This is a genomic window from Peptoniphilus indolicus (assembly GCF_900454665.1).
Classification (GTDB): Bacteria; Bacillota; Clostridia; order Tissierellales; family Peptoniphilaceae; genus Peptoniphilus; species Peptoniphilus indolicus.
The window spans coordinates 1444895-1461336 of record NZ_UGTH01000001.1 but is presented as its reverse complement, the minus strand read 5'-3'; the positions used below and the strand labels follow the sequence as shown (position 1 = coordinate 1461336).

The 16442-nt window shown below is 31.2% G+C and carries 10 protein-coding genes; 1 reads left to right on the top strand and 9 read right to left on the bottom strand.

Features of this window, described 5'->3' with window-relative positions; all coding sequences use genetic code 11:
- Nucleotides 1–46 precede the first annotated feature (46 nt).
- The 6 genes from DYE58_RS06980 to DYE58_RS06955 form a co-directional block, all read right to left on the bottom strand.
- Nucleotides 47–646 (bottom strand): sortase, encoded by a 600-nt coding sequence (locus tag DYE58_RS06980; RefSeq protein WP_004820775.1) that lies wholly within the window; start codon nt 644–646, stop codon nt 47–49.
- Nucleotides 640–4914 (bottom strand): Cna B-type domain-containing protein, encoded by a 4275-nt coding sequence (locus tag DYE58_RS06975; protein WP_004820772.1) that lies wholly within the window; start codon nt 4912–4914, stop codon nt 640–642. The genes DYE58_RS06980 and DYE58_RS06975 overlap by 7 nt, the downstream gene beginning before the upstream one ends.
- Nucleotides 4911–5948, bottom strand: a complete 1038-nt coding sequence (locus tag DYE58_RS06970) for a Cna B-type domain-containing protein (RefSeq protein WP_004820771.1) — start codon at nt 5946–5948, stop codon at nt 4911–4913. The genes DYE58_RS06975 and DYE58_RS06970 overlap by 4 nt, the downstream gene beginning before the upstream one ends.
- A gap of 36 nt (nt 5949–5984) precedes the next feature.
- A complete protein-coding gene (locus DYE58_RS06965) occupies nt 5985–6824 on the bottom strand; it encodes a class C sortase (RefSeq protein WP_115312133.1) in 840 nt (279 codons plus the stop codon).
- Nucleotides 6825–6875: 51 nt separating this feature from the next.
- A complete protein-coding gene (locus DYE58_RS06960; RefSeq protein WP_004820768.1) occupies nt 6876–8393 on the bottom strand; it encodes a SpaH/EbpB family LPXTG-anchored major pilin in 1518 nt (505 codons plus the stop codon).
- 373 nt (nt 8394–8766) lie between these two features.
- Complete coding sequence (locus DYE58_RS06955; protein ID WP_040552129.1) at nt 8767–9375, bottom strand: recombinase family protein; 609 nt, start codon at nt 9373–9375, stop codon at nt 8767–8769.
- A 478-nt stretch (nt 9376–9853) separates the two neighbouring features.
- On the opposite strand from DYE58_RS06955, the gene DYE58_RS06950 reads away from it, so the two are divergent.
- The gene (locus DYE58_RS06950) at nt 9854–10978 is read left to right on the top strand and encodes a pyridoxal-phosphate-dependent aminotransferase family protein (protein ID WP_004819557.1); all 1125 of its coding nucleotides are present in this window, start codon (nt 9854–9856) and stop codon (nt 10976–10978) included.
- A 24-nt stretch (nt 10979–11002) separates the two neighbouring features.
- Here the strand turns inward: DYE58_RS06950 and DYE58_RS11050 are convergent, their stop codons facing one another.
- The 3 genes from DYE58_RS11050 to DYE58_RS06940 form a co-directional block, all read right to left on the bottom strand.
- Nucleotides 11003–11167, bottom strand: a complete 165-nt coding sequence (locus tag DYE58_RS11050) for a hypothetical protein (protein ID WP_004819559.1) — start codon at nt 11165–11167, stop codon at nt 11003–11005.
- Between the two features lies 1 nt (nt 11168).
- A complete protein-coding gene (locus DYE58_RS06945; RefSeq protein WP_004819561.1) occupies nt 11169–11495 on the bottom strand; it encodes a phage holin family protein in 327 nt (108 codons plus the stop codon).
- Nucleotides 11496–11761: 266 nt separating this feature from the next.
- Nucleotides 11762–16411, bottom strand: a complete 4650-nt coding sequence (locus DYE58_RS06940) for a S8 family serine peptidase (protein WP_115312132.1) — start codon at nt 16409–16411, stop codon at nt 11762–11764.
- Between the last annotated feature and the right edge of the window lie 31 nt (nt 16412–16442).

Sequence of the window (16442 nt, the reverse complement as noted above, 5' to 3'; positions counted from 1 at the left end):
AAAATCTCTCTTAAATTTTATTTATACAATGCTATATCGATAACACTTACTTTTGTATTCTTTTACATCGTATCGTTGTTCTTGCTTCACCACCTAGAGTACAAGTGAATAAGGTTAGATCCCAGTCTGCGGAAAGCATATCTTTAACTTGTGTTTTATCCAGCTCTTCTTTCTTTTCTACGGTAAACTCAAATAGATTGTCATCCATATCCTTAAATTGAATGATATCTCCAATATTTAATCGATGTAGCTTGCCAAAATGGACTTTATAGTTATGTGCTAACAGGATCATGTTATTTAGGTATACCGATCCCTCATATCTTGCTGGGGCGATCTTAAGCTTAGGATAAGACCAAGAGCTCAGAACCGGAAGTTCCAGCTCTAAGCTCGGTATAATTACATATCCGATATAGTCATTGCCATTTATTGTTAGCTTTGGCATTTCCATATGCGGATTTTTAATATAATCAGGTCTATTATCCATTAGTTTTTCAATTTCTGTGCGACTTTTTTCTTTAAGACTTTCCTTGATTAACTCAGTTTCTTTTCCTACCTGATAATCTTCCCATAAGTTTTTAGAAAAAAGTAGGAGTCCAAACAAAATACAGATCGTGCCAAATAAGAAAAACTTATTTACCTTTAGCATTTAATTTGTCTCTTTCTATAAGGGATTATTAAGCCAATAGATAAGACGAAAAGCCCTGTTAATCTGAACATAGTACTTCCTGATCCACCAGTTGTTGGCAGTTCATAGCCTTTTACCTCATCGGAAGTATTAATTACATTAATGTCTCCTTGCTGGATACCTTCATTATTGGTATATGTTGTTGTATACCCTGCAATTGATTCTTCTTCGACAGTATAGTAATATGAATTTCCATTTGTGTCCTGATAAGGCAAATCATCCCAACTTTTTGTCCAATTATTTCTACTATTCAAAGTAATTTTTTCCATAAACTCCTTATCTTCTATTTTAAGGATAGGTTTATCATAGTTAGAAAAACTAGGGACTACATGGTTATTATTGTGTGTTATTGTAATAACTGTATCTTTAGTTATAGACGGAATGGTTAAACTTGCATTATTATCGTCCAATTCTCCTTTGTTGCCATCATAAGAATAGCTTGGACTACCCATCCAGCCGTTAAAACTTATTGTTATTCCCATTCCCGTAGACTTATTAACTATTACAGTATATTCTTGGTCATCTTGCACCCAAGAAGCCATAGACTTTAATATAACTTTAACTTCATAGCCATCTGGTTTTTTTAAGCTACGATACAAATTAATGTTGATATCTCTGTCACTAGGTTTCTTGATAACATTTCCTTGTGCATCTTGCCAAATCTTATTTACAGTAAGTCTAGTATATTTATTTGTAATATAGTTAATGCCACCACCGTTCGCAAATTTTAGTATCTTATTCTTCTGTATACCAGCGTTTAAGGCCCCAGAATTATTATAAGAAGTATCAAAGTTTTCATGGTCACCTTGCCATATTATATAAATTTCTTCTTCTATTTTTTGATAACCAATCACTGGCTTTGTTTCAATTAATTTGTAGAGAGTATCCTCTTCTAAATCTTTATCTCTTCCCGCTAAATTCCACAAGATGTATCCATCTTTTTCAACTACAATTCGTTCTTTGTGGGTTTTCCATTTGTTTTCTAGCTTATCCCAGTATTCTAGCTTAAATTCTGTGCCAGGTAAGACCTTTTTAAAGTTATCACTATCAACCTTATATATTTTTATAAGCTTTTTAGTTGCAGTAGCAGATGATGATACTTCCTTTAGTACAGTCTCATCTTTATTTGACCATTCACCATCTAATGAAACTTCATTAGAAACTTTTATATCACCAGCATAATTAGTATCTAAAACATACTCGTATTCTAAAACTAATCCCATTTCATCAGGAATCTTCATCGTTAATTCTTTATTATCTGAATCATAACTTAGAGTATAATTACTTTCATCTACTAGTGTTCCCTTATTATTACCTGCTTTAAGGTCATATCTATATAACTTTACAGAATCAATATCGAGCATAGCCTGTAAATTCTCAGGACCAGAAAACTTGTCTTTTAAGATTAATGTATTAGAACCCTTATTCAAGTCTTCTCCTGCTGGATTTATTGGTATTGTGTACTTAATTCTACCTGCTGGTCTTTTCACAGGAATTGGTTTACCATCAGATCCTATAAGTGGATTACCTTTGTCATCCAGTTGTACTCCTCTTTTATCAATCCTTTCAGGATCTCTTTTAACCTTAGTTACTACTTGGCTTTCTTCATTCCCCCATGTTACTTTATTTAAATACTCTTTTTCAGAGTTTTTTATATCGTCCCAATAGTCATCTTGACTTATATCTAGGTCATAATATACGACAATTAAAGGATGTGATTCATCAAACTGAAATTTTTTAATTGTAATCTTTAAATCGTTTTTATCTAAATTAGATGTCGAATTTTCATTAATATTATATTGTTGACCATTAAGCCAAATAGTTTCTGGCTGGTAATACTCAGACTCAAAATATTTTACTCTTAAAGAACTTTCATCAAATTTTATACCTTTTGGTAAAGCATCTTTTAATATTAAGTCTTTATTAGTATCCTCTTTTGAAGTAGTTAACATTACTCGATACTTAATCTTTCCGCCAAAAGCTTTATAGGCTAATTCAGAAGATTCATACTCATAAATGCCTTTGCCTGAATTATCTTTGCCCTTGTATACACTCTTAGAAAGTTTTGGAATTTTTTTATACTTACTTTCAGCTTCTCTTTCGACATTAGAAAGCTTACCCTTATTTACAGATTTCACCTCTGCATTCGCTGAAGCTTTGGATAAATCTGTATAGGTAAAATATAGACCTGTTCTCATGTATCTAGCCTTAAAAGCCTTACCTTCTTTTGGGATAACAATAATCTTAAATGATTTTACTTTTTTTGTAGAATCACTAGATGAGATCTCGGCTCCAGCTTGATCAAAATATTTAATGGCTACATCAATATTACTTTGATCAATATGCTCTCCATTTTGTTCATGAAAATAAATCTCACTTTTAAAAATATGGTCAAGTTCAGAAGCGACCCCATAGTGGCTATCCGCTCCTAAATCATTTCCTTTCTCATCAACGGCATTTAAAATTTCATCTTCATAAGTAAATTCTGGAAGATTTCCCTCTGGAAGATCGATATTAATATACCATTTGTTTTTTAATAACTTATTAGATTTTTCAACTAACTCATGCTTATCAAATGTTTTTTGTAAATCAAATTCTCTTTTTGAAATTTTAACAGTAGCTTCATCACTTTCATTATTGATAGTGGCTGTATTTTTAGCCTCTCCTTGTTCTTTTTGTTGTTCAGTGGCTTTTGTATAAAAAAAGATAGTATATTTTGACTTCTTAGCAGCTTCGTCTATAAAATTTGGAAAAGTATATTGGATTAAGCTTCTATCTGAATATTTATGAACAGAATCATTAATATTGATTGATTTATAATCTCCTGAGTCTCTACGAAGAGTTACATCTCCATGAATTTCTCCAAATACCCAATCTTCGAAAGTCCAATTTGTTAAATCCATTCCATCAGGATTTATCTCAATTGTCCATTGAATTAAACCATCTTTAGGATTATAAGAACCCGATTTTTTAATATTATTTTTATGCCATTTTATATAATTTTCGCCACTATCTTCATTATTGTTTGATTTGGCATACGCATTATTATTTAGTTGATACACTTCAGCATTAAGGTCTTTTGGAGATACCCTTACACTATAAGTTACTTCATATTTTTCACCCGGTTCTAATTTAGGAAGACTTTCAATTGTAAATCCTCCTTCCTTATCTTTCCAACGTAGGTTATATTGATTATTAACCTTTGTACTCGAACCATTAGAATAAATTTTCTTAACGACAATATCACGATTTTGGTAATAATTAATTGTATTGGAGTTCCATTCAGGTATCGTATCTTCTATTTTAATGATATTACCGGTTCCTTTCCATGTAGAAACTACTATTTTATAATCAATTATATCTTTATTGTCCGATATCTTTCCTGTTTTCTTTGTATTTATATCGTACTTATTTTCTTCCGGTGGAGCTGGTGGTTTCACAATTGTAATTTCAAAATTTGTGCCTGGAAATTTAATTTTTCCTTCTTCATCTGCACCATCTTTTGAAGCAGTTCCTTTAAAACTTACTGTGCCATCAATACCTGCTCCAAATTCAATAAAATCATCATTAAATGTTATTTCTATTTTGCCGTCAGTCCCAATTTTATAAGTTCCAACAGCCTTCCCCTTAGAATAAACCTGTCCCATTTCCTCTTCTGAAACCATTATTCCTCTGGGAAGTTGATAATGTATTTTTGTATTTTTCGGTCCTATATCATTAGGTTTTAAAGAATAGTTTATATTTACTCTAACATTATCTCCATCCTGAAATTCCTCTGATGGAATCCATGAACCACCGACTTGTTTAGAAATTCTAATGCTTGTTATTTTATCTGAAAAATCAATACTACTATTTGTATCTCTCTGTAAGTTAAGTTCATAGTTTTTACCTAGAAGTTGAATTTTGCTATTTTCGTCATTTGCTTCCTTAATTATAGGAAATAAATCTGTGCTTTTTCTCTTGTTCGATTCTTCATCTAAAACTGTTTTAGATTCTTTTGTAGGTTCATCGCTATTTTCTTCCTCTAACACATTACCTTTACTCTCACTATTTCCTTTTTTATCTAAAAATCCTTTTTTTCTTTCTTCCTTTGTTGTGATAATTGACTCAGCCTTTTTTGTTTGTTCATCAAAAGACTCTTTACCCATAGCTAGAGAAATAGGAAAATTTGAAAGTAATATTAGCAGTGCTAAAACAAGCGATAGAACTTTTTTAATTTTAATTTTCATTCATCCACCTTCTTTCTCCTATTTTGAATAAAGCCTAACACAATCATAACTGAACCAAGACCAACTAGTGTATACACCGGCCACCACAACTGACCTGTTTGTGGTAAATGTTGCTTTGTTTCTTTTGACGTTATTTCCGGTTGTATTTCTAATGGCACTTTTAATGCTGTTTTAGGTGGCATTTCGGGTGGAACTTTAGGCGGTTTCCCCGGTAATGTTTCCGGTGGAATACAAGTGTTTTCAACAAAGAAAGTATTCCAATCTTCCCATATCATCACCTTATATTTACCTTTGTCCACACTTTTTTCTGCCACTGTCCAATTAACACTTGCATCTAATTTATGCCATGTGTGCTGCCAATTATTTTTTTCACTTAAAACTATGGTCTCTCTTAGCTTCCCGTTTCCTAATAGTTCAATCTCTATTTCTTTAGGACGAAAGTTTTCAAAACCTTTATCTTTCCAAATCTTAATAACTTTTTTAGATACTTCCTTTATGATTTTTTCATTTCTTGTTGTCTTTGGCTTTGAGATAACATCATAATTCCATGTTCCTGTTTCTTTTTCTACATTAGGTAGTAAAACTAGAAAAGGACTGGATTCATATATATAATTATCCAAAGTTAGATTTTTACCGATAACAAGATACAAGCCTGCTTTTAGTCTTGTTTTGTAAATTCCGTTAACATCAGTTGTACCTGTAACTAGAGCTTTTAACCCGTCTCTTTGTACATATCCCTTAAGAGTCAGAGCATAATCGTTCCAGGCCTCTTGATTTAATTTTGTTAAATCCACAGGATATTTACTAAATTTCTCTGTGAGTTTAATATTTAGATCTTTATCAACATCTGCCACTTTATATATATCAAAGTCTGCATTAGATAATTTCTTTCCATCATTCTGATAGTCTATAATAAATTGAACGTATTTATCTATATCAAAGTCGCTACTTGCCAAAGCATCTAAGGGAAATATCATAAGACTAATTATTAAGCACATAAGAAATAATGGTAGGATTTTTTTTATTTTATTCATCTTTCACCTCCAATAAATCTTGCTTAAAGCAAATTTTTAATTTTTATCTTTTTTTCTATTTTGGTTTAAAGATATTAGATCTTTTATAATTGTAAATAGAATGATAAGAAATACACTCAAGAAAATTATCATCTTAATTAGATGTGTTTTTATATTTTTTTCCGCTTTTTCAAGAGTTTTTACTTCTTTATGGTTTGTATCTTTTATTATTCTTTCCCCTCTTACTAGAAGCCTATGAGTATTTATTCCGTAAGGGGTGCATGTAAACATGGTTACATATTCTTTGTCCTCTTCTATTTTTAAGGCTTCTGCTTCTTTTGGTAAAACAGTAATAATTTGATTTATTTTATAGGTTAGATCATCACCTAATACAGATAAGATGAACTCGTCCCCAATTTTCAGCTTATTTAAATCGGTAAACAGTTTGGCTGACGGCAGTCCGCTGTGGGTTGATATAACGGTATGAGTACCCTTACCTCCTACCGGTAAAGATGACCCCGGCAGGTGTCCAACTCCTACTTGGATAACCCCCTCGTTTACATCGTGGTAGATAGGAAGGTTTATATTTATTTTGTCTATCGTGACTGTTCCCATCATTCCGTTTTTAAAAGGGTCCAGGTTTTCTCTATATCCTATGAGTGAAAGAGGATTGGATAATGGATGTTCTATCTTTAATAAATTTTGATTGTACTTATCCGCCCTTTCTTTTATTTGCTCAATCTCCAGCCCTTCAAACTGACTTAGTGCTTCTTGGTATTCAACAATCGCTCTGGATTGAGTGATGCTGTTGACATAGTCGCTGATAGTAGGGTAGAAGAAAATACTACAACCTATTAATAAAAGAACACGAAAAAAAATTGATTTGCTTTTTTCCATAAATAATTTTTATTTGAACAGAGCCGGATAACCGGCTCTACCCAAGATTTTTTAGTTCCTTTCTTTTTTTACTTTTCCTTTTGCAAGACTATATAGTGCGATTAGGATGATTGCTCCACCTAGAACTGCAAATAGGGTTGTACCCATACCGCCTGTGCCAGGAAGTGCTATACCGCTTGAGTTTGCTATCTTGGATTCAGCTTCCATTTTTAATGTACTTGTACTTGAATCATCATCTGTTAGCGTAACCTCTGTATCTGTTGTTAGTAGGTTATATCCGTCCGGTGCTTTTGTTTCCTTTAGGAAAAATGTTCCGGCTGCTAGACCTTTAAACTCAGCTTTACCTTCAAAATCCGTATAAACAACTGTAGCATGGTTAATATCATCAACCCAAATAACTTCTTTTTTATCGCTACTCTCATTTAACTTATAGTATTTAACTTTGTTGCCTCCTTCTTTTTTGTATAAAACAAATTCGGCATTTTGAAGTTTTTTCCCCTCATTATCTTTTTCATGTTTTATCAGCTTAATTTTCCCTGTATAAACTTTTACAGTAACCTTTGGTGTTTTTTCTTTTGAATCATTATTTTTAGGGTCATTGCTGTATTCTAATTCAACTTCGTTTGGGTTACCAGTATTTCCTACTAGAGCATCTTTTCCTATTTTAGCTTGATAGGTAATTTCAAGTTTTTTATTTACATCTTCTTGTAGCTCTTTCATATTGAAAAATATCTTTAAAACAGTTGAACCATCTGTTCCCGCTGATTTTTCATAATAATAGTTTGCACTTTTTTCTATACCTACAGTTTGTTCTTGTTTATCTCCAATTTTTACTTTTATAGTATCTGTATCAAGTTCAAGTCCCTTTGAAAGGGTATCTGTTACAAAAAATTCATACTTATCATATCCTGTTGTATCGGGAATCTTAGATTCAAGTGTAAATTTAACCGGCTTACTATAGTCTTCAGACTTTTTATCCACTTTTTTCGTTATAGTTGGATACTTACCTTTTGAGTTCACTGTTACTTCTGGTAAGGTTGATGTTAAAGATACGATTGAACCATGCTTCTCACCTGTTGGTTCTGTAGCTCCTTCCGGACTAACCATGTAGTAACCAAGCTCTAGGTTTTCAAAAACTAATGTTTCTCCCTGTGCCGTTTTTACTTCGGTTTTATTCATCTTACTTAGTTGACTCTGTGCAGCTTTTGCAAAGTCTTTAATATTCGCTTCAGTGATATTAATATATTTTACCTTGCCATCTACTGTTATAGGGTTTAATTCTCCTGTATTGTCATTAACGATATAACTTTTTCCAGCGCCATTTTCAAAGAAATCTTTCCAATCTTCTGCAATGGTATAAGAAACATTTTTGTTTTCATCTTCGCCTGTATAAGTTAAATCAAAGATTTTATAAATAGCATATTTCTTATCCTTTATTGTTTTATTTACTGTAATTTTCCCCTGATTAGCAATTGCATAAGCAAAAGCCTTCTCACTTCCAAACCCTACTGATAGAATCATTACTAGCGCCATCATTATAGCTAGTAAACTTTTAATTTTTTTTGTCATGTTTTCCTCCTTGTGACTTGATTTTAAGTTTTTTTTGCTTAATAAAGACCTGTGTCATATAGATTTACCTGTCATTAATTAGTTGTACTGATTTAATATCTAAGCTTTAAAACCACATCAAAAATACCTAAAATTAATAGTATGTCTCTATTTAATTATTGCCTTTTAACTCCTCCTTCTTGTAATTTTTGTGGTTTGATTCTACCTTAACTGTCAATAATGTTAGACTTTAATTGGCAATAATTTTAGGAAATAAAATACAAACTGTGATATACTAATAAAGTACATATAGATGTTAAATTTACTGTTTTATAAAAGATTACTATCACTAAATTAGTATGTGATTTATATGTAAATAAAAGTCTAGTATTTTTTACACTTCTCTCAAATAGTATCCCTTTTCTTTCACCCAATTAGAAAAAGTAGTATGACTCACTCCCAAAACTTTAGCTCCTTTTCTAAGACTTATTTCATTTCTACTCCATTTTTCTGCTAAATTATAAAACTCTTTTGGTATTTCCTTTTTAACCCTGCCAAATTTGACTCCTCTTTTTTTAGCTTCTCTTATGCCTTCCATTTGTCTTTGATGGATATTTTCTCTTTCTATTTGAGCAACATAAGATAATATTTGAAGAACTATATCAGCTATAAATTTCCCTGTTAAATCATTGACTTTAGCTCTTGTGTCAAGAAGTGGAAAATCCAAGACAATAATATCTGCATTTTTTTCCTTGGTAATTTTATTCCATTCTTTTATAATTTCATCATAGTTTCTTCCCAACCTATCTATTGATTTTATATAGAGTTCATCCCCTTCCTTTATTCTTTTTATAAGTCTTTTATATTTTTTCCTATTAAAATCTTTACCACTTGCTTTATCAATGTATATTTTATTTATTTCAATTCCCTCTTCTAGAATAGCTGACATTTGCCTATCTACATTTTGTTCTTTGGTTGATACTCTTACGTAGCCATATTTCACCTTTTTCCCTCCCATTCCCATAGAAAAATATGTATTTACTTTTTCTGCAAATCAAATACCATAGTTTGATAAAATTTGCTATTCATAATTTAAATTTAAACCCTACTATTAATTTGATGTCTCTAGATTCTAGAGCTATACATTAAACTATTCCATACACTATAATATATTTTCTTGTTATAAATTAAAATATTTATATACTTATTAAACTTAATATTTTTATTGTCATTTTTAACATTGCTCTAAATTTTCACATAAGAAAAGGACGATAATCACTCTATCATCCTTGACTTAACAGGTGGTAAAAATATAGAAACTAGTTTCAAATAAATTTTTACTGATCTAAACCCTTATACTTTTTCAAATGTATATAATTAAAATTTATCCTATTTCTAAAAAGTTTTTGCTATATAAAAAGTATCCTTACTTAAAATTGTATTCCCGACAATATCATATATAATGTATTTGAGGTGATTAAATGAAAATTCTTTGTGCCGGTCCAACTTCAATATCCCCTGAAGTTTTAAATGCACTTTCTAAATCAAAAACAAACCCCGACTTAGACCCGGAGTATCAAGTTTTTCACAGAAGCGTTGAAAAAAAGATTTCAAAATTACTAAATACAGAAGCTACTTCTTTTTTCATGCTTGGCGAGGGAATTATGGGACTTGAAGCAGCCATAATTTCACTTGTGGAGCCACAAGATAGAGTCTTAGTACTATCAAATGGTTTCTTTGGCGCCGGCTTTGCAGACTATGTAAAGTTTGCCGGTGGAACCCCTGTCGTGTTGGAGTTTGATTTTAGAAATGGCATTGATGTAAATAAACTGGATTCGTTCTTACAACAAGATTCAAACTTCAAACTTGCAACTTTCGTGCACTGTGAAACTCCTTCAGGACTTACCAATGATTTAAACGAAATAGTCAGCGTACTAAAAAAATACAACATACTTACAATAGCTGATTGTGTTTCTTCACTGGGTGGAGAAGCTATCGACTTTGATGAAAGCGGCTTAGATGTGTTGCTCGGAGGAAGCCAAAAATGTCTTTCAGCGCCGGTTGGAATAACCATAGTTACTATTTCAGATAGAGCCAAAAAAGTCATTGATGACAGAAAAACTCCCGTAATTTCATACTATATGAACTTTAAAAACTACTATGATTTTAAAGGCGCACCTTTCTGTTACACAATGAATGAAAATTTAATTTATGCAATGGACATTGCACTTGAAGAGCTATTTAACAGAAATTCAATAGAACTTCACAAAACTTACGCTGATATAACTCGAGAAATAATTCAATCAGCAGGACTTGAACTCTATGCAAAAAATTGCCGTTCTAATACTGTAACAGCCGTACTGATGCCAAATGAAATTGAATCCGAAAGTCTTCTTAAATTGATGAGACAGAAATATATTGCCATATCAAAAGGCGTTGGAAATATGAGTGAAAAACTTTTTAGAATCGGACACATGGGTCAAAATATTTCAAAAGATAACTTTAAAGCTCTCTTCAAAGCTTTAGATGAATGTTTTAAAGAGCTTGGAGTTGAGTTAAAAATATCTCTCTATGACTCTTTTTGTGAAAAAATAGGCGAAGTATAATAACTTCGCCCAAACTTATCTTATTCAATCTTTATTTCTTAGTAAGTTAAAAAAATAACTCAAAGATGCTACTATCATTACAGATAATAACAATCTAATCTTTAAGTCGTTTTCATTTGCAATCATATTTGAAAAGATTGCAAATGCTATAAAATAATAACTTCCCTTTAAAAATTTGTTTTTTAACATATTATTTAAATGTCTTTTCTCCCGGTATTATTGCACTTACAATGCCAAGAACTGCCGCTCCTATCAATGAACCTATAATTCCAGATGAAAATCCACTTACCAATTTACCGGTAATATAAATTACAGCCGCTCCTACCAAAAATCCTGAAGCGCCTCTTCCAGCTGAAGACGTTCTCAAATTTGTGTAATTACCTATTAACCAATCCAAACCACCCATTACAATCGCAGCCATTATCGCCGCTGAAAAATTTGAAACTCTCATAGGACTAAGAGCTGCTGCTATTGCTATTGCCAATGCACTTACAAGCACTTTTATAATTAATTTCATTTTCAACCTCCATATTTAAGTATTTTATACCACTTATAGAAAATTATAAACAATACCATATAAATAAATTCCTCTTGTTTAAAGAAATGAATACATATATAAAAAATGTATCAACCCTTTATCTTTGTTAAGAATTTAGGTTGATACATAAAATAGTTAATAAACTTTAATAATTTTTAATTAAGTTCTACTAAGACTAACTGCTATTCTATTATGATATCTTAATTAATGCTTCAATATTAATCTAAGCATCTTACATTTATAATTTATCTTACATGAATTTCTTTTGTTATAAATCTATTTCCTCTTTTTTTAATAAAAGAATTTGTAACTGAGAAATTAAATGAATTAATATCTTCTTCGTTGGTGTTACCTCTTCTTATAATTCTTCCCCCCTCAAAATTTTCAGCTTTCCAAGGGCTTCCATCTGCATTTACCATCTCAACACTATAATAAATTGTCAGTCCGTCCTTTTCTTTGGGAAGATCCTTCCAAACTAAAGTATCTTTTCCATATTCAAGTTTTGTAGGTCCTTTAACAATTTTGTTGCCATTCATTAATTTAAAATACACATCAGGTAAATTATTTTTATCAATATATTCTCCTTCCCAATTTGCCTTAACAGAAACATCTACTTTAGGATTATAATTTCCTGCTTTTCCTTCCGTTCTAGACTTTTCAGTTAATTTGTATTTAATGACAAAATTGTAGTCAGAAACCTTTTCAATTTTATCTAACTCCCAATCCTTATTATATCCTGCCAGTTCATAATCATGTCTTCTATTATACTGAGCCTGAATATCATAGTTGATTATATTCCCAGAACTGTCATACTTTGGCATGTTATAAAAAGTTCCTTTATTCGAAAAATCTATCTCTATCCTTGTTCCCATTTTAGGGTAACCATTATCATATTTAGGCGCAACTCCATTTACTAATAACTGAACAAATTTATTATCAATAGGATAAATATTGCTTTCTTCAAATTCATATTTGACATTTATATCTACAGTATCAAGCAACTTATCTGTTTTTTTATAAACTTGGAATGTTCTTACCTGATCCTTATAACTAAGCTTCGTACTAAATTCTGATGGAACTGCTATGTATTCAGAGTCCTCAAGACTAATCTTAAAATTATAAACTTTCCCTAAATTCAAGTCATTTATAAATTCAAGTTCATTAAAATCACTTTGTTTAAACTCAAATTCCTGACCTATTAAATTTGTAGCAGTTATTTTTATCTTTTTAGGATCATAATTTTCACTTCCATTAAATCCTTTAAGATAGCTCAAAGTAACAGTATCCACTTTATCTCTATTAGCATCTTCGGGTCTAAATATTTTAAAGAAAACTGTCTTTGAAATATCTTCATCTTTTAAAACAACTTCTTTTTCTCTTTCATCAACTAGTTCCAATCCCCCTGTCAAGTCTGTAACTTTAACAATATAGGTTCCTGCAATTAATTTATCATCTTCCACTTTTTGATTTGTCATCTTATTTATTATTGTGTAAGAAAAGCCTTTAGCATTATATGCTGAATTAGTTACAATAGGTACAACATTAATAGCTTTATAAACTGTTTTTTCTTTAAGCTCTTCAATAGTTCCTTCTAATCTATTCCCTGCCCAGTCTTCTATTGCAACTTTTGTATCTTTTACAGTTTTTCCTTCTGGTAATATAATGCTTAAAGACGTTTGATCATCCTTTATTGCTATAATATTTCCAGGACTTTTATCTTTAATTTCAACTAACTTAACGCCCGAACCTTTAAATTCAGGATATTGATCAGTAAAATTCAATATAGCTTTATTACCAAATACTTCTACCTTAGTAACTCTTGGTTTATTTCTATCAATTATTATCTTGTTTTTAAGAACATACTTTTCATCATTTTCATAGTCACTAGACTCGTTTCTGATTCCTGCTTCAGAATAATCAGTTATAGCAGTAGTTACTAAATCATATTCTCCATCTTTAATATCATCATTCACTGTTAAAATCAGGTTTGAATTAAAAAACACCCCTTTAAATTGATCAAGTTTGCTTCCGCTCATAGCCGAAGTCTCTATTATATTTTTACCATCCTTTTCAATTCCAAAAAAGATTCTTGAAATATATCTGTTCAAAACAAGTTTAGGCATAATATTGTCGCTTATACCATCTCCATTTGGTGAAATTGCTATCTTATCCTTTCTCGCCTTTAAATTCTCTAATGTTCCTCCAACTTCTAAACCAATAGTCTTGTATTGTTCTATCGGAGAGTAACTTTGATACCTTCCAACTTCTTCATTATTCTTTTCATTATAAAACATATTTAAATTATTTAACCCTTTGTTTAAATCATAAATTAAAGGTTCAATAACCCCTACAGCTCCTGCATTTAAATTACCCTTTGTCTTTAAAGAAATAAAAGGAATAGACAGATCAGGATATTCCTCTGGTTTTTCTGATTTAAAATATACAAATCCTTCTATCCAAAACCCATTAGGCATATCTTCTATTAATTTTCTTTGTTCTTCTTTAGAAACATTAATAGTTACTTTTTGTTCTGCTATACTTTTTGGTTTTACATCTATTCTTCCAATGTCTTGTTCACTTATTCTTCTAGGTCTCAAAGTTATGTGATTTTCATTTACAAGGTCTGTATTTATAACAAGAGATACCTTATATGATGCAGTTGTGTCCCCAAAATTTTTCAAATCTATATCAAAAGACTCATTCTCTTGCAACTCTTTTAAGTTGACCTTTGATTCTTTGGTATTTTTTTCATAAGCATAAACCCTAGTTTCAGTTGCCGCTTTTAAATCTACCAATCCTGCTCCTTCTTTTCTAGGTGAATATTCTACATTGGATAAAGGCTCAATTACAGGTTTGGCAGTTGACATCATAATATTTTTAACTACATAAGAAATATCATCCCTATTAGCTAATTCAGGCGCCTTATCTTTTAAATATTGCCTTAAAATTAAACTTGCTCCAGCTATATGAGGAGATGCCATAGACGTTCCATTCATACTTATATACTCATCTGGTGCTCCGGTATTAGTTGAATAAATCCCCTCACCAGGAGCAGTAATTTCAGGCTTAAACCCTAAATCAATAGTTGCTCCCCAACTTGAAAAATCAGACATCTTCCCTTTATTAGGATTATCTATTACTATAGACCCTTTCCCTAACACTACCTTAGCCTTCGTTTTTACAATTTCTTCTCCTGCTTTCTGCCCTATAAATAAAGATGGCATCGATGAAGAGTAATCTCCTACTCCCATACTTTGAAGCTCATCGCCTACATTATTGTAGACAATTGCTAAAAGAGCTCCATATTTTTTTGCATTTCCAACTTTTGTCACATATAAAGTCCCTGGCTGCCTTCTCATAATAACAGCCTTTCCCTCAAACTTTACGCCTTGTTCCTTTAATCTTTTAAAATCTTCATCCGTTCCGATCCCTGCATCTATTACTTCAAGTTCTTTTTCTTCTTCCCTGTTGAAATTATTACTAATAGCTGCACCTGCAAATCCATCAGTTAAATAAGCAGGAACTATTACTTCACTACCCACGATTTTAATATAGTTAGTATAAAGTTTTTCATTATTAAAAGACGCTACAGAAAAAGAATTTTCAAAAGCTGCCATATCTCTTAGAGTGCCATAATCAAAGTTATCTCTTCTAACTTCCAACTTTGGATAAGCAGACGAACCATAATTTCCAGCTGCAACAGCTACTGTAATGCCAGCGCTTGTAGCTTTGTTAATAGCATTTTCTATAATTTTATCTCCAGATCTTGTGTTACCAACATTTCCCATAGAAAGAGACATATTAATAGTATCCGCCTTTAATTTAATAGCATCGTTTATAGCTTCTGCTATAAAGTTTGAACCCGTTGCTCCTCCAACTTCATTAAAAACCTGCATAAATAAAAGCTGTGCATCAGGTGCAACACCTCTTATTTGATTTTGCTCAGGATCTCCATTTGCAACTAATATACCTGAAACATGAGTCCCGTGAGAAGTATGATCATTGGTAATATCAATTATTTCACTATCTCCAAATTTATAATAATCTTTTGCAAATGGAATTTTATTGTTAATATAAAAAGCATCAGCATTATTTTTTTTATGTGAATTTATCTCTGCAATTAATGCTTTAGCTTCTTCTGCTTTAAGTTTTAAAGCAGTCTTATCTAATTTATCATCTTTAAATTCAGGTTTTATTTTACTTTCACTTCCATGCCATAATCCCGTATCTAAAACTGCTGCTACAGTTCCTTTACCTGTATAACCTGTCTTGTTTAAATTATTGGCTTTAATAATACTTGTAGATGTGTGCATCTCAGTATGGATAGGTTCTACTCTCTTGTATTCAACAACAGGTTCTACTAATTCTACATACGGGAGTTTTGCAATCTCCTTTGCAGTTTTATAATTAGTTTTTATCCCGATTCCGTTAAAAATATAATCTATATGATTTATAATTTCAAACCTATAGCCTTTATTATCAAGTGCATACTCAAATAAATTCTGAGTAGCTAGATTATACCTAACTGTATTTACTACACCATGTTCATCAGTTGGTTTTAGAACAGTTTGCGGTTTATACAATTTAGCTTGCCTTTCAGCCTCATAATAATCAATTGATGCTACTTTTGTATAAGGAGCAACCTTTTTTTGACTATAATCGTTCTTCATTGCCTTTAAAAGTTCCTCTTTGTCATCTTTTAAAGTAACAATAATCTCCACTTGATCATCATCTTTGTACTTATTTGCTGTTTTTTCTATAAATTCATTATGAACTTTCAAACTATTCTCAGTATTCTTAGCTGAAAATTTAATTTCATTTGCAAAAGAAACAGATACTTGTGAAAAAAACATAACAAAAGCTAGTAAAAAACTGATACTTGTTTTTCCTCTCATTTTCTAAATCCTCCTTTAAAAATTTAATTGA